The sequence below is a fragment of the Sphingomonas sp. CFBP 13706 genome, assembly GCF_014842355.1.
Lineage (GTDB): Bacteria > Pseudomonadota > Alphaproteobacteria > Sphingomonadales > Sphingomonadaceae > Sphingomonas > Sphingomonas aerolata.
Window position 1 is genome coordinate 14,320 of sequence record NZ_JACYVM010000001.1, and the last position, 23,713, is coordinate 38,032.

General features: G+C 67.8%; 17 protein-coding genes. 4 read left to right on the forward strand and 13 right to left on the reverse strand.

Going from position 1 to position 23,713, the window contains the following annotated elements:
- Nucleotides 1–194: 194 nt before the first annotated feature.
- Genes IFS44_RS00075 through IFS44_RS00085 form a run of 3 tightly spaced genes read left to right on the forward strand, consistent with a single transcriptional unit; the run spans nucleotide 195 to nucleotide 4,913 of the window.
- Nucleotides 195–1,952 (forward strand): type I secretion system permease/ATPase, encoded by a 1,758-nt coding sequence (locus IFS44_RS00075; RefSeq protein ID WP_192097023.1) that lies wholly within the window; start codon nucleotides 195–197, stop codon nucleotides 1,950–1,952.
- Nucleotides 1,949–3,322: an HlyD family type I secretion periplasmic adaptor subunit gene (locus IFS44_RS00080; RefSeq protein ID WP_192097024.1), complete on the forward strand. Its 1,374-nt coding sequence runs from the start codon at nucleotides 1,949–1,951 to the stop codon at nucleotides 3,320–3,322. Before IFS44_RS00075 ends, IFS44_RS00080 begins: the two co-directional genes overlap by 4 nt.
- Nucleotides 3,312–4,913, forward strand: coding sequence for a TolC family outer membrane protein (locus IFS44_RS00085; RefSeq protein ID WP_192097025.1), 1,602 nt, complete (start codon nucleotides 3,312–3,314; stop codon nucleotides 4,911–4,913). The genes IFS44_RS00080 and IFS44_RS00085 overlap by 11 nt, the downstream gene beginning before the upstream one ends.
- Nucleotides 4,914–4,937: 24 nt before the next feature.
- Here IFS44_RS00085 and pelF read toward each other — a convergent pair whose 3' ends face one another.
- The 13 genes from pelF to IFS44_RS00150 form a co-directional block, all read right to left on the reverse strand.
- Complete coding sequence (pelF, locus tag IFS44_RS00090; protein WP_342366291.1) at nucleotides 4,938–6,470, reverse strand: GT4 family glycosyltransferase PelF; 1,533 nt, start codon at nucleotides 6,468–6,470, stop codon at nucleotides 4,938–4,940.
- Nucleotides 6,446–7,360, reverse strand: a complete 915-nt coding sequence (locus tag IFS44_RS00095; protein WP_192097027.1) for a hypothetical protein — start codon at nucleotides 7,358–7,360, stop codon at nucleotides 6,446–6,448. Before IFS44_RS00095 ends, pelF begins: the two co-directional genes overlap by 25 nt.
- A complete protein-coding gene (locus IFS44_RS00100; RefSeq protein ID WP_192097028.1) occupies nucleotides 7,357–8,274 on the reverse strand; it encodes a hypothetical protein in 918 nt (305 codons plus the stop codon). The genes IFS44_RS00095 and IFS44_RS00100 overlap by 4 nt, the downstream gene beginning before the upstream one ends.
- A gap of 47 nt (nucleotides 8,275–8,321) precedes the next feature.
- Nucleotides 8,322–9,794, reverse strand: a complete 1,473-nt coding sequence (locus IFS44_RS00105) for a hypothetical protein (RefSeq protein WP_192097029.1) — start codon at nucleotides 9,792–9,794, stop codon at nucleotides 8,322–8,324.
- Nucleotides 9,791–11,512 carry a tetratricopeptide repeat protein gene (locus tag IFS44_RS00110; protein WP_192097030.1) on the reverse strand — a complete coding sequence of 574 codons (1,722 nt, stop codon included), beginning with the start codon at nucleotides 11,510–11,512 and terminating at the stop codon, nucleotides 9,791–9,793. Before IFS44_RS00110 ends, IFS44_RS00105 begins: the two co-directional genes overlap by 4 nt.
- Entirely contained in the window at nucleotides 11,509–12,405 is an 897-nt protein-coding gene (locus tag IFS44_RS00115; RefSeq protein ID WP_342366292.1) for an endo alpha-1,4 polygalactosaminidase, read from the reverse strand. Before IFS44_RS00115 ends, IFS44_RS00110 begins: the two co-directional genes overlap by 4 nt.
- On the reverse strand, nucleotides 12,402–13,799 hold the full coding sequence (gene pelG / locus IFS44_RS00120) for an exopolysaccharide Pel transporter PelG (protein WP_192097031.1): 1,398 nt from the start codon (nucleotides 13,797–13,799) through the stop codon (nucleotides 12,402–12,404). Before pelG ends, IFS44_RS00115 begins: the two co-directional genes overlap by 4 nt.
- A 24-nt stretch (nucleotides 13,800–13,823) precedes the next feature.
- Nucleotides 13,824–17,219, reverse strand: coding sequence for a M10 family metallopeptidase C-terminal domain-containing protein (locus IFS44_RS00125; RefSeq protein ID WP_192097032.1), 3,396 nt, complete (start codon nucleotides 17,217–17,219; stop codon nucleotides 13,824–13,826).
- Between the two features lie 260 nt (nucleotides 17,220–17,479).
- Nucleotides 17,480–18,106 carry an energy transducer TonB gene (locus IFS44_RS00130; RefSeq protein WP_056408565.1) on the reverse strand — a complete coding sequence of 209 codons (627 nt, stop codon included), beginning with the start codon at nucleotides 18,104–18,106 and terminating at the stop codon, nucleotides 17,480–17,482.
- 342 nt (nucleotides 18,107–18,448) lie between these two features.
- Nucleotides 18,449–18,868 (reverse strand): hypothetical protein, encoded by a 420-nt coding sequence (locus IFS44_RS00135; protein WP_192097033.1) that lies wholly within the window; start codon nucleotides 18,866–18,868, stop codon nucleotides 18,449–18,451.
- Nucleotides 18,869–19,090: 222 nt separating this feature from the next.
- Nucleotides 19,091–19,960 carry an alpha/beta hydrolase family esterase gene (locus tag IFS44_RS00140; protein ID WP_192097034.1) on the reverse strand — a complete coding sequence of 290 codons (870 nt, stop codon included), beginning with the start codon at nucleotides 19,958–19,960 and terminating at the stop codon, nucleotides 19,091–19,093.
- Between the two features lie 111 nt (nucleotides 19,961–20,071).
- On the reverse strand, nucleotides 20,072–20,353 hold the full coding sequence (locus IFS44_RS00145; protein ID WP_192097035.1) for a hypothetical protein: 282 nt from the start codon (nucleotides 20,351–20,353) through the stop codon (nucleotides 20,072–20,074).
- Nucleotides 20,354–20,541: 188 nt separating this feature from the next.
- On the reverse strand, nucleotides 20,542–21,177 hold the full coding sequence (locus tag IFS44_RS00150; protein ID WP_192097036.1) for a TetR/AcrR family transcriptional regulator: 636 nt from the start codon (nucleotides 21,175–21,177) through the stop codon (nucleotides 20,542–20,544).
- A gap of 64 nt (nucleotides 21,178–21,241) precedes the next feature.
- On the opposite strand from IFS44_RS00150, the gene IFS44_RS22725 reads away from it, so the two are divergent.
- Entirely contained in the window at nucleotides 21,242–23,710 is a 2,469-nt protein-coding gene (locus IFS44_RS22725) for an alpha/beta fold hydrolase (RefSeq protein ID WP_192097037.1), read from the forward strand.
- The last annotated feature ends 3 nt before the right edge of the window (nucleotides 23,711–23,713 follow it).

The window sequence follows — 23,713 nt, forward strand, 5'->3', positions numbered from 1 at the left end:
CGGGTTCGACGACCGGTTCATGCTGTCGCGCTGGCCGCGAGCATCGCGGTCGCGACGGTCTCGGGCCAGACGCTTCGCGTCGCACGGAGCGAAACCGCACGCGCTTTCAGATATCGTTGAGTTCGTCGAGCGGCAGATCGACCTTGGGAAGCCTGAGAAACCGTTCGTTTAAACTTCCTGGCTAAGACGACGCGATGCCGACGTCCTCCCCAGCGCCCGTAACGGCACCATCCGACCATGGGCATAATGCACTGGCGCGTGCCGTCCGGGGGTGTCGACGGCATCTGGTCTTCGCCGGTCTGTTCTCCGGGCTGGTGAACATCCTGTACCTCGTGCCGTCAATCTTCATGCTGCAGGTGTATGATCGCGTCGTGCCCACGCGGGGCGGGATGACGTTGCTGCTGCTGACGCTGATCCTGGTGCTCGCGCTGGTCGTGTTCGCGATCCTCGACGCCGTGCGCATGCGGTTGCTGTTGCGCGCCAGCATGCGGCTGGAGCGTCAGGCGGCGCCTGGCATCCTGCTCCGGATCCTTGGCACCGATGGCGCGACGACCGGCCAGCGCAGCCAGGCGATGCGCGATTTCGACACGGTGCGCGGGACCCTGACCGGGCCGACGATCATCGCGCTGTTCGATGCGCCCTGGGCGCCGATCTATATCGGCATCGCGTTCCTGCTTCACGTCTGGATCGGCGTGCTTGCGCTGGTGAGTGCGCTGCTGCTCGGCGGGATCGCGATCCTCAGCGACCGCGTGACCGCGGGGGCCGCGCGCGACACGCAGGCCCGGGCGGTTCTCGCGACGCGCGAACAGGATGTGTCGATCCACGGATCGGAGGTCGCGCGGGTGATGGGGATGCGCAACGCGCTGATCACCCGGCACTTGCTGGAGCGCGCCGAGCTCGTCCGCCGCCAGGCCGCGCTCGCCGGCACGTCGGGGCAGTTTCTCGCGATCACCAAGTTCCTCCGCCTGCTGCTCCAGTCCCTCGCGCTCGCGCTCGGCGCGCTGCTGGCGATCCGGCAGGATATTTCGGGCGGCGCCATCTTCGCGGCGTCGCTGCTGCTGGGGCGGGCACTTCAGCCGGTCGAGCAGATCCTCGGGGCGATGAAGCCGCTCGCTGCCGCGCGCAACGCCTTTCGCGATCTCGATGCGTTCTGCCGGATGCCGGGGCCCGCGATCGACGCGACGACGCTGCCCGTGCCGACCGGCCGGATCGACGTCCGCGGTATCACGGTGCGCGCGGAAGGCAGCGACCGCGCCTTGCTGTCGGACATAAGTTTCGCCGTCGCGCCCGGCGAGATCGTCGCGCTGGTCGGCCCGAGCGGTGCGGGCAAGTCGACGTTGCTGCGCGTATTGTCGGGTGCGCTGTCGCCGGACGCGGGCGAGGTGCGGATCGACGATGCGAGTCTCGCGGACTGGAACCGCGAACAGCTCGGCCGGTACGTCGGCTACATGCCGCAATCCCCGTCGCTGTTCCCGACCACGGTGCACACTAATATCTCACGGTTCCAGTCGGTGCTGGCGGGTGAGAGCGAGCAGCTCGACGCCGCGGTGGTCGAGGCGGCACAGGCGGCGGGTGCGCATGAGGTGATCCTCGGCCTGCCCAATGGCTATGCGACGATGCTGAGCATGGCGGACGGGTCGGGGCTGTCGGCGGGGCAGAACCAGTCGGTCGCGCTGGCGCGCGCGCTGTTCGGTACGCCGACGATCCTGTTCCTCGACGAGCCCAACGCGCATCTCGACAGCGATGGAGAAGCGCGGCTGGTGACGACGCTCTCGACCCTCCGTGCGCGTGGCGCGACAGTGATCGTGTCGACGCATCGGACCGGGCTTTTGCAGGCGGTCGACAAGATCATGGTGCTGCGTAACGGCACGATCCAGCTGTTCGACGACCGCGCCAAGGTGTTGCGCCCGGCCAGCGCGGGGCCCGTCGCCGCGACCGGAGGCACCCGATGATCCCCGCCGAACTGGCCAGCCCGGTCCCCGCCGCCGGCGGCCCAAGCCTCGCGGATCGCCTCCGTCTCGACGATTCCCCGCGGCATGCGATCCTGATCGGCGGGCTGGTCGCGATCCTGTTCTTCGTCGTGGGGCTCGGTTGGGCGGCGTTCGCGCGGCTCGATGCCGCGGCGGCAGGCGAGGGGCAGGTGGTCGTCGCGGGCAATCGCCAGACCGTCCAGCACCGCGAGGGCGGGATCGTCGCGGCGATGGCGGTGCGCGACGGCCAGCACGTCCGTGCAGGCGACGTCCTGTTCCGGCTCGAAGGCGCCGAAGTCACCGCGAGCGAGCGTGCGCTGGCCGCCAGCGTCATCGACCTCCAGGCGCAACGGGCCCGGCTCGAAGCGGACGTTCGCGGCGGCGCGATCGTCTGGCCCGCGGATTTCGCGTCCGCGCAGGGCGACGACCTCCGTCTCGTCGAGCGGGCGAAGTCGCTCCAGCTTGCGCAGCGGTCGGCACGCTCGGCCGCGCTCGCCGCCAATGGCGCGGTCCTCCGCCAGCAGGAGGCGACCGTCGCGCAGCAGACGACCGGCTTCAACGCGCAGGCGCAGGCGACCGCCCGCCAGCGCGCCTCGCTCCGGCAGCAGCTCGACAGCACGCGGGCGCTTGCCGACCAGGGCTATGTGTCGCGCAACACGGTCCGTGCGATCGAACGCTCGATCCAGCAGCTCGAAGGGACCGATGCCGACTATGTCTCACGCTCGGCGGCCGCGCGTGAGCAGATCGGCCAGACCCGCGCGGAAGGCGTTCAGACCCGCCGCAAATATGTCGAGGAAAGCGCGACTTTGCTGCGCGACACGCAGTTCCAGTTGAACGAGGTCTTGCCCAAGCTGGCCGCGGCCCGCGAACAGCTGGCTCGCACGATCATCCGTGCGCCGGTGGCGGGCCGCGTGGTCGGCTTGCGCGTCTTCTCCGTGGGGGGCGTGATCCAGCCGGGCCAGGCGATCCTCGACATCGTCCCCGACGCCGCGCCGCTTGTGGTGCGCGCAAATTTCTCGCCGGGCGACATCGACGGGGTGTTTGCCGGGCGCGAGGCGGAGGTGAAATTCCTGTCGCTGCACGAACGCGACCTGCCGATCCTGCTCGGCACGGTCCGCACCGTTTCCGCGGATTCGCTCCGCGACGAGCAGACCGGTCGCAGCTATTTCAGTGCGGAAATTACCGTGCCGCGCGCTCAGATCGCCAAGATCGAGGCGGTGCGCGGTCGCGATACGGGGATCCGCGCGGGCGTACCGGTTACCGTCCTCGTCAAGCTGCGGTCGCGGACTGCGCTCGACTATCTTCTCGACCCGTTGACCGAGGCCTTTTCACGGTCGCTTCATGAACGCTGAGAGGATCTGCCTCGCCGTCGCCATGCTGCTGGTGCCGGCCATGCCCGCGCTCGCGCAGACGGCACAGGAGGCAGCAACCGCAGCGCCCGAAACGCTGGGACAGGCGATCGCCGACGCCTATCGCAGCAATCCGTCGCTCGAGGGACAGCGCGCCCAGCTTCGCGCGCTCGACGAGCAGATCGTTCAGGCGGGGGCCGCGTATCGGCTGACCGCGGGCATCAACATGACGCTGCAATATCAGTCGCAGGATCAGCGCGGGCTGCTCGGCGATTTCGATACGGCGCGGGGGCGGACCCTGGGGGCGTCGCTGACCGCATCGCAGATTCTGCTTAACGGCGGGCGAACCGCGGCGCAGGTGTCGGCGGCCGAGGCGACCGTGCTTGCCGGGCGAGAGCGCCTGCGCGAGGCGGAAAATGCGATACTGCTCGAAGTCGTCGATGCGTTCGTCTCGGTGCGGCGCGACCAGGCGCTGGTGGCGATCCAGCAGCGCTCGCTCGACTCCTATGGGCGGCAGGTGACCCAGGCGATCGCACGCGAACGGGGTGGCGACCTGACCCGCACCGACATCGCACAGGCCGAGGCGCAGCGCGAGATCATCCGCGCGCAGCTGGCGCAGGCGACGGTCAATCTCCAGGCAAGCCGCGGGCGGTTCGCGGCGGTCGTCGGGCGTAATCCGGGGACGTTGCTCGTGCCGCCGACGCTGCCCGGCCTGCCGCGCTCGCTCGATGCCGCGTTCGCCGTGGTGGAGAAGGAGAGCCCGAGCCTGTGGCAGGCGATCCTCGCCACCAAGGCGGGGGACGCGCGGATCGCGGCGCAGCGCGCCGAACGTGCACCGATCGTCGCGCTGTCGGGAAGCTATGGCTATGGAAGCCCCTATTCCTACCGCCTGCGCGATGCTGGTGCGCAGGCGACCGGCGGGGTCACGGTGACGATGCCGCTGTTGACCGGCGGCGTGATCGGCTCGCGCGTCCGCGCCGCGGTCGCCGAACGCCAGCAACTCGGGTTCGAGGTCGAGACCGCGCGGCGTGCCGCACTCGCCAATGCCCAGAACGCCTGGAACCAGGCGGTGGCGGGTAGCGAACAGATGGCGGCGGGGCAGCGCGCGACCGAGGCAGCGGAGTCGGCGCTCACCGGGGTTCAGCGCGGCTTCGCGGAAGGATTTCGCTCGAATTTCGAGGTGCTGGATTCGGAACAGCGCCTGCTGACCGCGCAACTCGTCTTCGTCAACGCGACCTATGGCGCCTATGCCGCAGAGGCGCGGCTTTTGGCCACGCTCGGGCGACTGCAGGCGGCGGCGATCGATCAGGCGGTGCCGACCTATGATCCGGCGCAGAACACGCGGGTGGTGCGGGCCAAGACATTCGGGCCGTTCGATCCGGTGCTCGCGCCGATCGACCGTGCGCAGAAGCCCGCTGGCACCGCCCCGGCTGCACCCGTAATGGCGCCTGCCACCGACGCGCGGATCAGGCCGGCCGCCGTCAAGACCTTGCCAGGGCCGATCGGCAATGTGCTGCCGATCGCGCCGGTTCCGGTGCTTGCGGGCCCGGTCGCGGCCGATCTGAACGATGCGGTAGTCACCGGCGGGAGATGATCCGATCCGGCGTTCGCGCGTAGGCTATCGCTGGATCAGGGTTGCGTAGAGTTCCGCATAGGCCCCGATGATCGTGTCGTGATCATAGTCGCGGCGGACGCGTTCGCGCATGGTTTCGCCCATTGCCGATCGCATCGCCGGATCGCCCGCGATCGCGAGGATCCCCGCCGCGGTCGCTGCCGGATTGACCAGCGGGGTGATGATACCGCCATGGCCTGAGTCCGCCCCGCCGCGTCCTTCGATCATCTCGCGGCAGCTGCCGACGTCGGGCGCGACGACCGGGATCCCGCAGGCGCCGCCTTCCAGGATCACCAGCGGCTGCGCTTCGGACAGGCTGGTGAGCACGAGCAGATCGATCTTCGCCATCCAGTCCTCGATCCGCACGCGCCCGGCGAAGCGGAAGACCGGCGACAGATCCAGATCCTCGACCAGCCGCGAGCATTCGGCAGCATATTCCGGGTCCTCATCCTCGGGGCCGAGCACGACGAAGCGGATGTCGGAGCGTTCGGCGTGCGCGATCGCGGCGGCGCGGATGAACGTCTTCACGTCCTTGATCGGGACCACGCGGCCGAGCAGCGCGACCAGCGGGTGTGCCGGATCGCGCTGGTCCGGGAGCGCTGCGAACCGCTTCGAATCGATCCCGTTGGGAATGACGCGGACCCGGTCGGCAGCGGCACCCAGCCGGCGCTGGACCGCCGTATTCTCGCCGTACAGCGCAACGATCGGATCGCAGCTGTCATAGCAGGCGGTCGCATAGCTGGTGAAGGCACGGACCCAGAGGTCGCGCAGATCGCGCACGCTGCGTTCGAGCTCGAGCCCGGTGTCGACCTGATCGCCGATCCAGTCCGCCATCATCACCTCGATCTGGCGTTCGAGCAGATAGATGCCGTGTTCGGTGATGAACGCCGGGCGCCCGGTCTCGCGCGCGGCGCGGGCGGCGAGCAGGCCTGCGAAGCCGGTCGAGATCGTGTGATAGGCCTTGGCGCGCGGCAGGGGCGCGGTCAGCACCGCGAGCAACCCGCCGAGCAGCACGCGCATCGCCCAGAAATAATGGTGGAACGAGGCCTTGGGCAGCATCGCCTGATAATGGCGCCTGAGCCGTGCGAAGACGGCCGGGTGCGACAGGATGTCACCGGGGGCAAGCGGTCGCGCGATCCCGCCGATCACGTCGATCAGCGTCGCCAGCCGCTCCGCGCCACCGGTCGCGACGAACGCGACCAGCGCGTCGGCGATCGGCACCGCGATCCGATCCGGGATCGCGCGCGGCATCGCCGGCGCGGGCGCCAGGCCGATTTCGACCACCGCGACGACGTTGGGCGGCGGGGCGAGCTGGAACGCGAGCAGCCCCGCACCCGGCTTGATCGCGGCGATCACGAACCGGACGTCGGGCAGATGCGTGATCAGATCCTGCAGCCAGCCGGATACGCCGCCGATCACATAGGGATAGGCGCCCTCGACGATCAGGCAGATGTCGGCGTCCGGCACGTCGAGCGGCGCGTGCCGGGACGTTTCGGTCAGGGCGGACAGCGGGATCATGCCACCGCGCCCGTCAGCCACCAGTTTGCCAGCGTCGATGCGCCGCGGTCGTTCACGCCGATCGGAGCATCGGTCCGGTCCACCGACGGCTGGATCGCGGTCGCCATCCGGTCGATTGCGTCATAATCGCCAGCAGCCCAGAACGCCTCGATCATCAACGCATCGCGCGTGTCCGCATGCCGGTCGTCCGCCCCGTCAGATACCGCAGCGGCCATTGTCGCAACCGCGTCCTCGCGCAGGTGGAGGCGCTGTGAATCGGACAGCAGCACGTCCGAACGCGCGTGATCCCCGAGCAGCCGTGCCAGGTTCGTCGCGGCATCGGGATCGGCGTCGTCCGCAAGACGAGCCGAGAGCCGCGCACGGGCGAGCACCAGATTTTCCGCGACGCGCGCCGACGCGGCCGCCGCAAGCGCGCGGATCGTCTGGTCGCTGTCGGTCAGCGCCAGCGCGATGAGCGGCGACAGCGCGGGCTCGAAGGACCGCACCACGGTCTCCAGTGCCCGGCGCCGCTCGGCGACCGCGCCGTGACGCATGATCGTGACGAGCGAGCTCAGCGTATCGGGGGTGGCATGATGAACCCGCCCGTCGAGCATGCGGGCCACCGCGAGACGCGCGCCACGCTGTGCGGAACGCCCGGCAACAGGGCCGAACATCTCGTCGTCGCTCCGGTAGGCGGCGGGTCTGACGAAGCGAGCAAGGGGCAGGGCAACAAGCAGGCCAAGCGGGCCCATCACACTGAGCATCGCCGCCGCAAAACCAGCCACCGCACCGCTGCGGAGCCACAAAGTGAGCCCAATTCCGCTAGCCACGGCATGGACTGCGAGCGCCCAGCCGGCCGCAAGTTCGGAAAGCCAGCACGCCGTCAGGACGACCATCTCCAGCAGCGCGAGCGCAGTGAGGCGGCGGATCACGCGACCAGCCCGGCGGCCCTGACCGGCCGCTGGGTCGCGTGCAGCGTATCGGCGAGCAGCGGCGTCAGCCAGGCGGCGATCTCGGTCAGTTCGGCGGTACGGCTGGCGTTCAGCGTCTCGAACGGCAGCGCGTGGAGGACCAGGCACCCGACAAGCTTGCCGGTCTTCGGATCGGGCAGGGCGATCGCGGCGACGCCGATACCATCGAGCACGATCCTATCGGTGCGCCTCGCGACGTGCAGCATCCCCTGCGACCGTGCCATCCGCTCCATCAACGTCGCTGGCAGGGTGTCGCGCCGTCCCGCGGTAACCGGTCCGCGGATCCATGCGCGCGCCTTGTCACCGGTCATGCGGTAACAGGTGAAGTCGGGGGTCCGCGCGGCAAGTGCGATCAATTCGCCGATCGCGCCACGTCGTTCGGCCAGGTCCTGCGAACAGAGTCGCGCGGCCGTCTCGATCGCATGGCCGACGGTATGCGCCTCGGTCGCGATCTGCACCTGCAACAGCCGGTTGGTCCGCGACAGCGCCGCAAACGCCTCGGTCAGCCGTGCCAGATTCCGCGCCGCGACCCCGCCGCGCTTTTCCAGCCGATCGTGCCGCGCGGTCCGCATGATCGTCACTTCGCCGATGACTCCGGCAGCGACGAACCACATTAATGGCTGGAGCGACAGATGGAACAGATGGTCGAGATAGTCGCGCGCGCCCGTGTCGTCGTGGACATGCGCGAGCCATAGCCCCGACGCGATGGCCGCGGCGAGGACGCCGGGGCCGGTGCCATAGGCGAGCGCCATCACCAGCACCGGCAGCCAATAGGGGTTGGGCTGGACGCGCGTAAAGCCAGTTTCGCCCGTCAGCCACCAGTCGAACGCAGCCAGCACGGCGAAGGTGAGGGTGATCTCCAGCGCGATGCGCACGGGGCGTCGCCACCGGGTTTGCCATTTTGGCGCAGAGTCGTCGTGCGTCACTGCGTATCCCCGAGGCTGCGTGTCAGCAGCGCGCGCGCATAAAACTGGCGGCCCGCAAACCCCTGTCGCGCGATCGACGTGATGCCGCCGCTGCCCTCGACCCGCCACGCGACCGCGATCGGGGCGGCGAGACCCAGGCTGGCGGTGGGGCCATCGCCGCCGAACCGATCGACGGTCCAGCCCGCGAGCGCGGTCATCTGCACCGCGCCGACCGCGCCGCTGGCAAGGCCCTGGATGGTGTGGTTCTCGCGGGTTGCCAGCGGGATGACGGCAAGGCGGTCTGCGCCGATCTGCATGCGCTGAACATATTCCGCGTCGAAGCGGTAGGTCAGCCCGAGCGCCGGGAACTGGCGGCGAATGAGATAATCCACGCCGGCGCTCGCGACGATGGTGTCGCTTGCACCGCTACCGGTTGCGAGGCCGTACCGGTAGGCGCCGATATCTCCTTGCGCGACCACGCCCGGCGTCAGGCGGTAGGTGACGCCGATCAGCGCGCGCGAGAGATATCCTCCCGCAAGCACCTGCGCCGGGGTCGAATAATCCGGCATGTGGCGGCTCAAGGTCGCGCGGAACTGCGCGTCGGCGGCCCCTGCCGTGATTCTGGCACCGCCACCCGTCACCGCGTCGTCGAGCGCGGCGGAGGCAAAGAGCTGGATGCGGACCGCGCCGTCGAACGCCGCGGCCAGCGAGGCGTCGACGACGGTGTCACCGGATCGCAGGGTTGGCGCGGCGGTGGCGACGCTGCTGACGAGCTGTCGAACGCCGCTCCCCACATCGAGCGTGTCGCCGACCGCTGCGTCGATCCGCGCAGCGAATTCGGTCTGTGCGAGGTCGCTGCCGTCGCGCGCGGTGACGCCGATGCTGGCGGTCCCCGCCGCGGCAACGATCGTACGCCGTGCGGTCAGGTCGTCCGCCGCGAGCGCGCGGTACTCGCGGGCGGCGCCGCGGACGTCGCCTTGGGCGAGACGCGTGTCGGCGAGCAGGCGGGCGGCGCGTCGGTCGGTCGGATAGCGATGTGCGAGCCTGGTCGCCGCGCGCAGGGCCGATCCCGGATAGCCGGCGGCCACGTCCGCCTCGATTGCGGCCAGTGCGGCGTCGGACGCGCTGTCGTCGGCGGCTTCGAGCAGCGCGCCGTCCGCGGGCGGTGAGAAGGCGAGCGCGACGACCGGGCCCGTCTGCCGCCAGCGCATCGTCCAGCCCGCCGCAGGACGAAGGACCAGGCTGTCGTCGTTCCAGCGCAGATCGCCGATCGCGTCGCCCGCCGCCTCACGGAACGCGGCGAGCCGTGCGGGCGCGATCGGTCGATCGAACCGCGCGACCAGTTCTCCGTCATGATCCTCGATCCGGACGAGGGCGTCGTCGGGCCAGGCGAGCCGGGACTCGGGCGTGACGATCCGGCCATCCGCAAAGACGGTCCGGGGGACGACCAGCACCGGCGCATCCGCGAGGCAGAGAAACAGGCTGATCATTGCACCAACACCGCCCGCGCAAGGCCCGGCTTGCCTTCAGTGATCAGCAGCCGGGCATGCAGCGCGGCAAGCGATCGGTCCTGCGGCGTTTCGGATCGCAGCGTCTCGACCAATCTTATCGCCTCGTCCCGCCGACCGAGCTTCTCGAGCACTTCCGCGCGCGCCCTGCTGTCGGCAGGCGTCTGGGCGAGCGCGCGTTCGAGCCAGGGGCGTGACCCCCGCACGCCATTGATCCGCGCCTGCACGTCGGCCATCAAGCGCAGCGCGGGCAGATCGGTCGGGGTGGTCGCAAGATGCGCGTCGAGCCATTGTCCCGCAGCCTTCGCATCGCCCGCGTTCCACGCTGCCCAGGCGAGATCGAGCTGATCGCGCGGCGCAGCAATCCCGGCCGCGACACGGCGTTTCGTGATCGTCGCCGCCTGTGCCGGATCAATCCGCGCGGGCGCCGCAGCGGACACGGCGCGGACCTGATCGGGGGATAGCGCGCGGCCGTCGAGCAACGCGGTCAGCACCGTTCGACCGGCGGCGTCATTGCCAGTCGTGCGCGCCAGCGACAGCCGCATCAGCATCACATCGGTCTCGTCCGCGAGCGGATGCCGGGACAGGAACACCAGCGCAGCGCCCGGTTGATCGCGTTCGGCATAGCAGGCTAGCCAGCTGCGCTGCCGGGTCGCGCTGCCTTGCAGGCTCTGCTGTTTCAGCCAGGCGAGATCGTCGGATCCGGGACGCGGACCCATCAGATAGAGCAGGCGCTGTGCGGCCGGCGCTGGCGGTGCCAGCCCGGCCGCGGCACGCCGCAGCACCGCCGTCGCATCCCCGCGATACCCGGCCGCTACCAGCCGCTCCGCAATCTGCTCGAGCGGCACACCGGGCGCGGCCGCATGTGCGAGCAACTCGGTCCGCAGACCGGCACGGTCGCCCGCTTCGGTCAGGATGGCCTCGCGCGCCGCCTGGCGTTGCTCGACGGCGAGGTAGCCGGCCGCCCGCAAGCCTGCCGCGGTATCCCTTGAACGCGCCGCCACCCGGATGGCGAGCCAAGGGTCTGCGGCGCGCCAGTTCGCGGTCGTCGTGGTGTCGAGCAACGCGATCAGATCGCGCCGCCCGGCCGTGTCGGCACGCCGCGCGAGATCCAGCGCCAGCGCGGTATCGGGCGGCGGGATGACGTGGTTCGCCGCCGCCACGATCACCAAGTCGGGCCGATCGATCGCATAGGCCGCCGCGACGATATCCGCAGCGGGCAGGGCGCCTCGCTTCTCCACCGCCCGCGCGACCAGCGCGGCAGCGTTCGCGGCGCGTCCGGTCCGGTGAAGAAGATCGATGCGGAGGCGCCACGTTGCTGCGGTCGCACCATCGGGCCGGGCCGCCAGATAATCGAGCGCAACCGCCGGTCGCTTCGCAGCGACCAGATCATAGGCGACCTGCAGCGTGGACACCGGCTGGCCCTCTGCGATCAGCCGCGTCGTGAGCGCGGCGAGCGTCGCTGCGTCCGCGGTCGCGATCTGCGCCGTGATCGACGGATGCGCAGGCGGCAGCACCGGTGATGCTGGCGCGGGCATCGAACTGCGCGCAGTCGAAAACGGCACCGGCTGCGCCCGACGAACGGCGGGGAGGATTTCACGCTCCTTCGGCAACAGCATCAACCCGCCCGCGAGCAGACCGATCCCGGTCAGCGCGGGCAGCAGGAGCGCAAGCCGTGCGCGGTCGCGGTCGATCCTCACCCCGCCGGCTCCGGCATGAGCTGGTCGAGCGCCAGGGTCGCGACATAGGGGCTGAACCCCGCCGCACGCTCTCGCGCATACAGCGCCGCGACCTGTTTCGTATCCGCCGGATCCCAGTAATCCAGCGTCATCAGCGCCAGCGCCGGGTTCCGCGCCTGTGCGGTGCGCAGGCGACCCGCTTGCCAGGCCCAGTCCGAATCGCTCAGCAACTCATAGTCTTTGGCCGCAAAATTCCACCGCGACGCCATCGCCTCGCCGAGCAGATAGTCGATCTTCGGCGCGACATCGGGCAGCAGCGCATAGCCGCGGTTGAGCATGATGCGGATCTTGGGGAAGCGGGCGCGCACGGCGGCGATCAGCGATACGCCTGCCGCTACCATGCCCTTGTTGGCCACCGGATCCTGCTGTTCCATCGCCTCGGCATTATCCATCGTATCGATGAAGATTCCGTCATAGCCGAGCGCGAGGATCGCGGGGACGAGCCGGTCGACCACCGCTGCCCGCCACGCCGGATGACGCAGGTCGGCGAGCCGCGCGTCGGGCCAGTTGGGGTTGGCGGCCTTGAGCGCGCCGGCCTTGTCCAGCCCGGCGAAATAGGGTCGGTTGCGTTCGACTTCCCCGAAGCTGACATAGCCGAGCAGCGTGCTGCCCGGACCGCGAAGCGGCGCGATCGGCCGCGCATGATGCGGCTCGAGGACCAGCAGCGCGCAGCCGCGTGCCAGCACGGGATCAGTCGCGGCACCGTAATCGACGCCCCAGCGCACCGCAGCGTTCGCGGACGGTCCGGGCGCAGCGTCCGACTGGTGGCGGCCGCCCAATGCCCAGCCGGCCGCGCCGAGCGCGAGCAGCCTCTGGACTACCCCGCGGCGGCGCATATCCGTAAATCCCGTCACAACAGACGTCCTCCATGCCCCACGACGGAGGGATTGTTGCCGACGAACAGCAGATAGGTGAGGTTGACCGTGGCTTCAGCGACCAGCGCGAGGCCGACTGACGCCCCGACGACGGCGCCGGCCATATAGCCCCAGCCGAACGCGGCGAACCCCGTGTCCCATTGGAGAAGTGTCGCAAGTCCGCTGCCAATCGCGAAAGCGGTCCAGGTCACGAGGATCCGCCCGAACAGGTCATAATAGGCCAGCACGACCGTGGCCGCGATCACCACGAGGTGAAAGACGGTGCCGAGCGCGGTCTGGCGAAACGCGAAGACCGCGCGTGCGTCCGCGCCGATCAGCTCGAACAGCGGCACCGCGAACACCCAGGCGAGCGCCGCGACGAGCGCCTGTACCAGCAGCATGATCCGCAGCCCGTCGAACATTGTCCGCGCGAGGTCGCTGCGCGCCTCCTCGATACGCTGCAGCGTCGAGGTGCCGGTACACCGGACGATCATGTCGCCGAATGCGCGATCGAACCGCGTCTCGGCGACGATCAGCAACAGCGTCAGGCCCGGCACCATCGTCAGCAGCCCCAGAAAACTGCCCTGATCGTTGATCGGGTTCAGGCGGAGCAGTCCGATCGCGCGAATGCTCTGCGGCCCCGTCCACAGGAGCCATTTGTCGACCCAGATCGCCGCGACTCCGGCAATGCCCGCCGCGGCAACGATAAGTGCGAGGCGTGGCGCCATCGCGTCCCGCGTCGGCAGGACGGGCGATGCGGAGAAATGTCGGCGGATCACCGCCATGATCGCGGCGAGCGTCAAGCCGACGCCCCCGGCAATGACCGCGAGAACGGTGGAGACGTCGGGCCTTGGCAGGAGCGCCAAGAGCAGCATCGCGACGCCGATGCCGAGCAGATAGGCGAGGGGTATCGCTCGGTACCGGCGCAGCGCGGTAAGCAGGGGCGCGGCGATCCAGACCTGCGTCAGCCAGGCAAGGATCAGCGTCGCAAGCGCGGCCTCGCCAATTGGAAGTCCGGCAAGGGTTCCGAACACGATCGCCCCGATCGCCAGCGCGATCCCGCCGCCGGCCGCGAGCGCGACCAGCATGATGCCCGATACGCCGCCTGCGTCCCGCGCGAAGATCCGATCTGCGGCCATCCGTGTCGCGAGAATGCCGACCGGCGCCGCAGCGAGCGCGGACAGGCTGAACGCATAGACGAGGATCGTCTGGACGGTCCGCGCGCCGCGTGCGCCGAGATGCGTGCCCAACCAATGGGTGAGCAACGCCATCGCGACCGCGGTGATCAACCACGGTCCCGCGCTGATCACCGCACCGAATGCGGCGGCGCCGACGATCCCGCCGACACCGCCCTCGCGCGCGGTTTTCGCTAACTGGAAGCCTATGCCCGCCATAACTTCGCCGGCCTATGGCGCAGCTTACATGAAGAAATCGTTCGCGGTCAGCACGTGTTGACCGGCCAACGCGATCGAGAAATCGGCGCCCGCACCGCTGTCGATATTGCCCTCGACGACGGTGAATTCCTTCCCGCCGATCATCTGGTAGCTGTAGCGCAGCTGCCCCGGCGCGGTGAAACGCGCGCTCGTGCCGATGAAGCTGAACGCCTGATCGCCGCGTGCAAACAGCGACGTGTTGGCGTCGATCATTGACAGGTCGATCTTGTCCTGCCCGACCGTGAAGTCGGTAATCACGTCGCGCGACGCCGATGCGAGGCTGTCGCCCCTGGCCTCGAACCGGAAGATGTCCGCGCCGGCACCGCCGGTCATCATGTCCAAGTCGTCGCCACCGATCAGGATGTCGTTGCCGTCGCCGCCGCTCAGGATATCCCTGCCATTGCCGCCGATCAGCGTGTCGTTGCCCGCGCCGCCGTTGAGCGTGTCGTTGCCGAGCCCACCAATGAGCCGGTCGTTGCCGCCGAGCCCGTTGAGCACGTCATTACCCCAGCTGCCGTCGAGCACATCCTGCTCGCTGGTGCCGTTGATCGTCTCAGAAAATATCGTCCCGGTCTTCGTGATGCCGACCACGTCCGTCACGCCGATCGTCAGCGTCTGCGTGTCGATCGCGCCGCGTGCGTCGGTCGCGACCACCGTCACGCCGTATATATTGTCGCGGTTGGCATCGGTGGGCGCCTCGAAATCGGGCGCGGTGACGAACTTGAGCACACCCGTCGTCGCGTCGATCGAGAAATTCGCGCCGTCGCCGCCCGCACCGATCGAATATTTGATCGAATCGCCCCAGACGATGTTGGCGTCGGTCGCGGTGATCGTCGTCAGTGCCGTGCCGTTCTCAGCGATCGACAGCGATCCCGTCGTGCCGCCCGCGAACGACGTCAGCACCGGATCGACATTGGCCTGATGACCGATCTTCACATCGTGAACGCCGATCGCGCCGAGGTCGATGGTCAGGATCTCGCCGATCTGGCTGGCGATCGTCCCGCCGCTCACCGTCGTCCAGTCGGTGCCGGGCGCCTTCAGATCGACGGTGACTTTGCCCTCGCCCTCGACCGTGAACGCCAGGTCGCGTCCGTCGCCGCTCAGTGTCGTCAGCGTCGCGCGCATCGGCAGCGCGGTGATGTGAGTCACGTCGTCCGCCACCGCGCCCATCGTGATCGCATAGGTCCCGCCCGCCTTGGGCAGGAACACGGTGTCCGCGTCATAGGCGTACCAGCCCGCGACACCCTTGATCACTTGGCCGCTGCTCTGGCCGTCGACGTCGAGCGAGAAGCTGCCCGTCGTCGCGCCGACCGTCGCGGTGATCGTGTTGCCGACGACGGTCGAGGTGATCGTCGCATTCTGGAACGCGCTGACCCGGCCTGCCAGATCGGCAAGCGTCACGAACTCCACCCCCGCCGCGGCGGCCTGCGCGATGAACGTGGTGAACATCTGCTTGGTGTACGGGCTGGTCGCGCCGTCGCTCGCCCACATGGTCGGGCCGTAATCATGCCACGGCCACACCACGACCGGCGCATCGCCACCGGCGGTCAGCGCGGCGAACTCCTTGGCCCAGATGGCGCTGGCTTCGGCAACGGTCTTCTTCTGGAACTCGATCAGCGAGAAGTCGAACGACGTGTTCGGTGCAATATACACCTTGTCGTCCGCGGCGTTCTGCGGGGTCATGTACCCGACCGCGTTGGGATAACCCGCACCGACGCCCGAATAACCGCCGCTGAGATAGGTCACGTATTTCAGGATTTCCTGGCTCGTCGCGATCTGCTCAGGCGCGCCCGGTACCGCGGCACCGCCGACCGTCACGGTCTTGCCAAGATACGCGCTCAGCTGCTTTTCCAGCTCGGCACGCGACTGGCCGAACTCGAACGCGATCTGCGCATCGGTCAGCAGATTGGTGTTCTCGGGATGCGTGTAGCTGTGCGAGCCGACCTCGTTGCCGGCATCGAGCAGTGCCTTGTAAACGGGTAGCGAGACCGCCCAGTCGGTCGACTGACCGTTCGCGGCATCGTTGCCGACATTGACGTAATAGCTGCCGACGAAATTATAGTCGGTCTTCCATTCGGTGAGGATCGGCAGCAGCTTGTCGTAGATGCCGGGCGCGGTACCCGCCGGATTGACCTCTTCGCGCTCCTGGCTCTGATCCATATCGACGCGCGACGCGAACAGGCCGCTCTGCCGCGTCATCTGCAACCCGACCGACAGGCCGTTGCCATGGACCGAATAATCGATCGCCTTCTGGAGCAGATTGTCGTCGGCCATCACCGCTTCGCTCGAGAACAGCACGTTGCGCCCGCCGGTCTGCGTCGCGATCGCCGCCGCATAGGTCTGGCCGTTGACCGTCTCGGTCGCGATCGTCGTGCCGGTTCCGCTGACGCTGGTGAACGCATTCCAGCCGATGCCGGTATATTGGCGGATGACCTGCCCGTCGGCATAGCCGTCGAGCACCAGCTGTGACGTATCGCTCGCCTTGACCGTCACGTCGGCCGGAAAGCCGCCGGTCACGCGCGTCGCGTCGAACAACAGCTTCATCCGCGAATAGGAGTCACCGGCCAGCGCGGCATTGTCCGCGCCGTTGGTCATGAACTCGCCCGCCGCGACCAGGCCGATGCCGAATTGCGTGGTCGCCTGTTCCAGCGTCTGCGCGATCTGGTCGGCCTTGCCCGCCTCGACGTTGCGGAACGACGGGAAGACGATCGTGTCGTATTTCGCGAGCGTCGCCAGGTTGGTAAGATCGCCTTCGGTCAGGATGTCGAACGGCACGCCCGCCTGCATCGCCTGGCTCTGCGCCGCCATGAACAGCTGCGAATAAGCGGTCTTGCTGAAATAGGCGTTGGCGGTCGTATCGGACCAGACGATCGCGATGCGGTGCGAGGGATCGGCAACCACGTCGGTGTCGTTGAACACGGTGAACGCGGGGTTCGAATAGCTGCCGGGCAGGAATGCGGTGTCGTTGACGTCGTATATCGTGTCGATCGCGTTCGGATTGCCGATCGCCGCCTTTGGGACCTTGAATTCGACGGTGGTGCGATCCGCCGACCACGCCGCCTGCAGGCCGCTGGCGATCAGCGTCTGCCCCGCCGCGCCGCTGTACAGCGAGACCGTGCCGTCGGCGGCGAAATTGACGTTGAATTCGGCACCGCCTGCGAACCCGAACACCTGATAGCCGGTGGCGGCGTTGCGATCGGTGTTGAGCCACGCGGTGGTGTTTGCGCCGATCGCGGTCGGCGCGGTCATCGCAAAGGCAAAATCCGCGCCGTCGCTGCGGGCATAGATCGCGTAGCCCGCACCGAGGCCACGGTCGATCCGGTCGCCGGCGGTCCAGTCGTTCAGAGTGCCATCAACGGTCACCGGAGTTGCGTTCGCCATTCTTTGTCCCCGCTTCGGTCACGGGCTTCATGCGAGGGCCAGGCCGCTCGTCATCAAGCTCGAGCGTCAACTAGCGAAGACCGTCGGTCTTTCGAACAACTTAGATGAATGGTTAACGTCGAACTTGTATCACGATGGTACGCGATTACTGGTGGTATACCGGAGCGTCGGGGCGGCGGTGTCATGCGGGCGAAACCGGAAGAATGGCAAAGCGGTGTCAATGGTAACGAACATTGATCACGTGCGCCTATCGGGTCAGGTTAACCCAGTTTAGTCGAGGTGAACTCAATCCGCTGCATGCGAATGACTGGCCACGCCTTGTCGGCCTTGTCCTTGGCCGGTGCGTATCGATAATGCTTTATCATCGAAGAACAGGCGCCGGTATCGAATGGCGCAGAGCCGCTCGACGTTATAACCGAACAGCGTCGGATCGCGCCGTCTTCCCCGACCAGATAGGCCAGGGTGACAGCAACGGACCTCTGCCCCGCCGGCAGCTTCGCGACTTCCAGCACGATGTCTGCCGGCACCTTGGGTGTAGGGGTAGAAGCATCGAAGAAGAGCTCCATGTGCCACCGAACCCGCATCCGGTAGACACCGTACATGGGCGACCCGGTCTCGTCCGTAGCGGGCGCATATTTACCCCGCAGCACCCCGGCTGCACACGCCTTCAGGTCCAGATCCTTGGATCCGCTGGTCGAGACAAGGCCGCACGTCTGAGGTTTTCCAGTCGGATCGATCAGGATCTCGACCACCGTGTAGCCGCTCTTGCCCGTACCGACTGCGCGCGAGACGTAATCGTCGGACGTGAGCATCTCACTCGCGTTGCGGACGATCACGGGCGTCAGCGTGCCCTGTCCCCCCAGCACGAGCATCACCAGCCAGAACATTCGCCTCTCCCCGTTGCGGATAGTGCTTCTTTGTAGCTGGAACCCCGGGCTGTTGACGCTTGCCTCGCTGGTAGGGTCGCCCACCCGACCCGATGCCCGCAGGTGATATTCTTCCCGGCATCGCACCCAACGGCGATCAGGGTTCCGGCAACTGAAGCATGATCATCTGACCCTGCCGCGACCCCGTGGCTCCGCCGGACGAACCGATCGCATTCAAAGGGGGGCCCGTCAGGCGCGGGCGGCATGGTGCGGCGTCCCGTAGCGGCGGAAGACATGGCTCTGTGCGACCCGAGACCGGCGGCTACAGACGCCCCGCTATTGGCGTTTAGGCCCAACGGCACGTCATGGGGCCGGATGACCGTGCGCCATCATGACGTCGAGCTTGCTCTTGGGCATATTGATCAAGAGCCCGTTCTTGTTTTTTGCAAAGGACGGAAAGTCCACCTCGACGCTGCCGATTGCGCTCGACACGACCGCAAAGCCTTTACCGACGGTCTCGATCTTGCCGACGACGAGTCCCTTTGCGTCATGAACTTCCAGCCCCTGCATGATGTCCTTGGGTCCGGCCGGGACCGGCCGCATCGTCAATCGATTGGTGTCGGTAACGCTGACTGCGAAATCCCGGAAATTTTGCTGACGGTTGAATTCCCCCGTACCGCTGTCGTTCGCCCCGACTCCCTGCGCCGAAGGAAATTGTTGCCCCTGGGCTCCGGTTGCCGATGCGAGAATTGATGCGATCATGCCAAGCAAAAGCCCCCGCATTTCATCCCCCCATTATCTTATGGCGCCAACATATCCTGATTTCATACCGAGGACAATGCATCGCGTCAGCTTGGTAGTAATAAGCGGTAGGTAATTAAATACAAAACAACTGGCAAACTAAACTGCCAATCAACCATTGGATAGGGTTGGAGCGGCGAAGTATTTGAACTGGCAACCAAACCGGGAATTGCCGAGACGACCTGGTAGCTGCCGACCTTTGGATTAGCGCCGGTGGCGGGAGAAGAACGCCCACATTGCCTCATTGTCGACGACCGACCAGCTATGCTGCCCGCCGCGTGTCACACGCGCCGCGACGCTCGTGCCGTGCTGACAGCGGGCATAGCCCTGTTCGTAAACCGTCGCGCCGAGGTTGCTGGCATAGGGATCCGAGCAGCCGTTCCGCACGGCCCAGCGTTGCAGCGCGGTGGCCTGTGAATATTGCCAATAGGGCGCGCCGCCGCCGGTGATTGGGTTGGTGGTGTCGGCATCGCCGGCGAAGGCGAGGAGGGGCAGCGGCGCTGTCGAGCGACACGTCGCGGGATCGGCGCGTGACACATCGGATGCGAGGGGGCGTCCGGCACGCAGTCCGACCACCGGCGCGATCGCGGCGAAACGTCGTGCGGCGACGCAGCCGAGCCAGGACGTCATCCGTCCACCACCCGACAAGCCGGTCGCGTATACCCGCGTGCCGTCGACGCAGCCTGTTGCGACGAGCCGGTCGATCAGACCCGTCAGATAATGGACATCGTCGCGTGCATCGCGTGCCGGCATGCTGCCCGTGACGGTCGGGACGCCGGGGATGTTCCAGACAAAGCCACGATCCGCGGCGATACCGCCATCGGGCGCCGCGACGACGAAGCCGTGGCGATCCGCCGTCTCGGCGAGGTGGCTGTCGCGCAGCATCTCCGCCCCCGTGCCGGTGCTGCCGTGGAGCAGGATCACGAGCGGTACGGGCCCGGTCATGCCCGCGGCAGGAAGGTGAAGCATCGCGCGTTCAGGCAGGGCGTCGATGCTGCCAGGACGGCACTCGGCGCGCGCGACACCCGCAATGAAGCAGAGGGCAAAGGTAATAAGCAGACGAAAAACCACCATGTGTCCAATCTCCGACATCAGCCATCCGCGCCGAAAAGTCCCTGTAATAGCAAGGGACGCGTGTCCAACGCGCATCACCTCCTGCGTCGTCGGTGGAGCGAGACCCCAGCGCTAGGATTGCGGCAAATTGGCGAGGCGGCGTTCCACGCCGCTCCAGAACCGCTCGAGCCGATCGAGCGCGTGTCGCTTGATCCGGTTGACCTCGTCGTCGGTCATGACCTGTACCCCGGTTGCCTGCAGGCTGCCGAAATCCTCCAGCATGCGATGCGCCGTAGCCTGACAGGCCCTGACCGGATCAGCGTCGCTGGCGAACAGCAAGGCATACAGGTTTTCCAGCACGAAGCCCTGTGCAGCCAGCGCGCCGGCCACGGCTTCGGCAAATTCATCGTCCACTGGGTATCTCCGTCCGCCGTGCCGCGGTGTGTAGCGAAGCGCTAAGCGTTCGGAAACCGCGCTTATCGAGCGTGTTGCAGCGATGACGTCGTCGTCACGACCGCCGCGGATGATCAGGTGGCTGATGTGGGCGGTGGCAAAGGGCAGGGGGGCCTCCTCAGATCGGGCGTTCACGTGACATCGCGCCGCTAATCATCACCCGCGCGGTTGACCAGCATCCGGCAGAGTGGCTCGACCGTGCGCACGACCAGCGCCACGGGTTCGTCGCACCCCCGCGCTACCCAGTCGCGCGCCACCGCGAGCAGCCCGTGCATGGCGCCGGCACGGCACAGCGGCTCGATCGAGCCGGGGACATGGGCCGGCACCAGCGTGCCGGCGATCAGGTCGGCGAAGCTGGCCATCGAGCGTTCGAACAGCTCGTCGACGTGCGGGTCGATGCCGGACAATTCCGACAGGAAGACGCGCGCGCTGGCCGGCTCGTCGCGCAGCAGGTCGTAATAGGCGGTCAGGAGCGCGATCAGCCGATCCTCCGGCGTCCCTCCCGCCGCATCGGCGGCCGCGGCGACCCGCTGCGTCACGAACTGCGTGACCTCCCCGAACGTCGCGAGAAGCAGCGCTTCGCTATTGGCGAAGGCTTCGTAGAAATAGCGCGGGGTCAGCCCGGCCGCGCGGCAGACCGCGGTCACCGTCGTGTGACGATAGCCCTGCTCACCATAGAGCGCGATCGCGGCGCGGATCAGCCGGCTGCGCCGCTCGACGCGGCGCTCGCTCGCCGATGCACCGCCATAGCGCCGTCCGTCCTGGCTTGCCGCCCCTGATTTCAAGTGATAACTCCTGTTTCCAGATAACGGCGATTGCTGTCGCATCCTTCTATCGGAGCACTCCGGCATGGCAATTGAGACTGCGTCCATCCCCTCCGGCTCGGGCACCGCGGAAGAGCTCGACATCGTGATCGTCGGTGCGGGTCTGTCGGGGATCGACGCGGGCTATCGCTTTCAGACCGAATGCCCGGGCAAAAGCTACGCGATCCTCGAGGCGCGCGATGCGATCGGCGGCACCTGGGACCTGTTCCGCTACCCCGGCATCCGTTCGGATTCGGACATGTACACGCTGGGCTTCCCCTTCCGCCCCTGGCCGAGCGACCAGGCGATCGCCGGCGGCGACGCGATCCGCGACTATATCGCCGACACCGCGCGCGAATTTGGGATCGATGCGCATATCCGCTTCGGCCGCCGCGTCGTTCGCGCCGCTTGGTCGTCCGCCGATGCGCGCTGGACGGTCGAGATCGAGCGGGGCGGTACCGCGTCGGAGCGGATCATCTGCCGGTTCCTGTACATGGGCAGCGGCTATTATGATTATGCCGCCGGCTTCACGCCCCCTTTCGAGGGGGTCGAGGACTTCGCAGGGCAGCTCGTCCATCCGCAGCACTGGCCCGCCGACCTCGACTGGACCGGCAAGCGCGTGGTGGTGATCGGCAGCGGTGCGACCGCGGTGACGCTGGTGCCGTCGCTCGCCGAAAAGGCCGCGCACGTCACGATGCTGCAGCGCTCGCCGACCTATATCGTCTCTCGCCCGTCTCAGGACGGCTTTGCGCGGTGGACGCACCGCGTGCTGCCCAGGACGCTCGCCGACAGCGCGACCAAATGGAAGAGCGTCGGACTCGGCATCGCCACCTACGCCTATGCGCGCAAACGTCCCGATCACATGAAGGCGCTGATCCTGAAGGGCGTCCGTGCGCAGTTGCCCGAGAATTACGAGGTCGAGCGCGATTTCGAACCGCGCTACGATCCGTGGGACCAGCGCATCTGCCTCGTCCCCGATGCCGACCTGTTCGAGGCGATGCGCGGCGGCAAGGCGGAGATCGTGACCGATCACGTCGCCCGCTTCACACCGACCGGCATCGCGCTGCGATCCGGCCGCGAACTGCGCGCCGACATCGTCGTCACCGCCACGGGCCTCGTCCTGCGCCTGCTGGGCGGTGTCGAGCTCCTCGTCGACGGGCAGGTCGTGAACCCCGCCGACCGGCTGATCTACAAGGGCATGATGGTGAGCGACGTGCCCAACCTGGCGCTCGCCTTCGGCTATACCAATGCATCTTGGACGCTGAAATGCGATCTGTCGGCCCGCTACGCCTGTCGCCTGCTGCGGCACATGGACGCGAACGGCTATGATATGTGCACGCCCACGCACGACGATCCGTCGGTGACACCCGAGCCGATGCTCGGCTTCACCTCGGGATATGTCCAGCGCGCCAACGCCATCCTGCCACATCAGGGGTCCAAGGCGCCGTGGAAGGTGCATCAGAACTATGCGCTGGATCTCGCCGCGCTGAAATTCGGCAAACTGGAGGACGGAACGATGCGGTTCGACAAGGCGCGCGGTGCCACCACTCCGGCGCCGGTCGAATCACCGCGCTCTGCCGTTTCGATCGGCGCGGTGACGGCCGCGGCGGCGATCGCAGCAGTCGGCGGTCTTGCGCTGTTCGCGAAGCTGAGCCAGCGGCGGACCGAGCGGATGATACCCGCCGACGGCGCCTTCATCGACGTCGATGGCCGCCGGATGCACTATCTCGACCGCGGCACCGGACCGACGATCGTGATGATCCATGGCCTTGCCGGGCAGATGCGCAACTTCAGCTATGCGCTGCTCGACCGCCTCGCGACCGACTACCGCGTGATCCTGATCGACCGGCCCGGCTCCGGCTATTCGGCGCCCGGCGAGACCGCGAATATCCGCGCGCAAGCCGCCCAGATCGCGCGCTTCATCGCGGCGCTGGAACTCGAGAAGCCACTGGTTGTCGGCCATTCGCTTGGCGGCGCGGTGGCGCTCGCGCTGGCGATCGATCACCCGGAAGCGGTCGGTGGCTTGGCGCTGATTGCGCCGCTCACCCAGCCGCAGGACAGCGCGCCGAGCGCGTTCGCGGCTCTCGCGATCGTCTCCCCCGCCGCGCGCAAGGCGGTGGCCTGGACGATCGCAACCCCCGCCGCGATCCTGGCGGGCGAGAAGGGCGCGGTGGCGGCGTTCGCGCCCGAGCCCGTACCCGCCGATTTCGCGACGCGCGGCGGCGGGGCGCTGGTGTCGCGGCCGGCAAATTTCGAGGCAGCCTCTGCCGATCTCGTCGCTGCCAATGACGACCTGCCCGATATGGTCGCGCGCTATCACGGCCTCTGGCTCCCGATCGCGATCCTCTACGGCCGCGACGACCAGATTCTCGATCCCGAGGTACACGGCGCCCGCTTCGCCGACATGGTGCCGCACGCCGCGCTGACGCTGATCGATGGCGGCCACATGATTCCGGTGACGCGGCCCGACGAGACCGCGGCGTGGATCAGGACTCAGGCCGATCGTCTCGGCTGATCG

Coding starts and splice junctions, on each gene's coding strand:
- IFS44_RS00085 (WP_192097025.1), top strand. CDS start 3,312: ATGAACGCTGAGAGGATCTGCCTCGCCGTCGCCATGCTGCTGGTGCCG.
- IFS44_RS00075 (WP_192097023.1), top strand. CDS start 195: ATGCCGACGTCCTCCCCAGCGCCCGTAACGGCACCATCCGACCATGGG.
- IFS44_RS00140 (WP_192097034.1), bottom strand. CDS start 19,960: ATGGTGGTTTTTCGTCTGCTTATTACCTTTGCCCTCTGCTTCATTGCG.
- IFS44_RS00080 (WP_192097024.1), top strand. CDS start 1,949: ATGATCCCCGCCGAACTGGCCAGCCCGGTCCCCGCCGCCGGCGGCCCA.
- IFS44_RS00105 (WP_192097029.1), bottom strand. CDS start 9,794: ATGATCAGCCTGTTTCTCTGCCTCGCGGATGCGCCGGTGCTGGTCGTC.
- IFS44_RS00130 (WP_056408565.1), bottom strand. CDS start 18,106: ATGTTCTGGCTGGTGATGCTCGTGCTGGGGGGACAGGGCACGCTGACG.
- IFS44_RS00125 (WP_192097032.1), bottom strand. CDS start 17,219: ATGGCGAACGCAACTCCGGTGACCGTTGATGGCACTCTGAACGACTGG.
- IFS44_RS22725 (WP_192097037.1), top strand. CDS start 21,242: ATGGCAATTGAGACTGCGTCCATCCCCTCCGGCTCGGGCACCGCGGAA.
- IFS44_RS00135 (WP_192097033.1), bottom strand. CDS start 18,868: ATGCGGGGGCTTTTGCTTGGCATGATCGCATCAATTCTCGCATCGGCA.
- pelG (WP_192097031.1), bottom strand. CDS start 13,799: ATGGCGGGCATAGGCTTCCAGTTAGCGAAAACCGCGCGCGAGGGCGGT.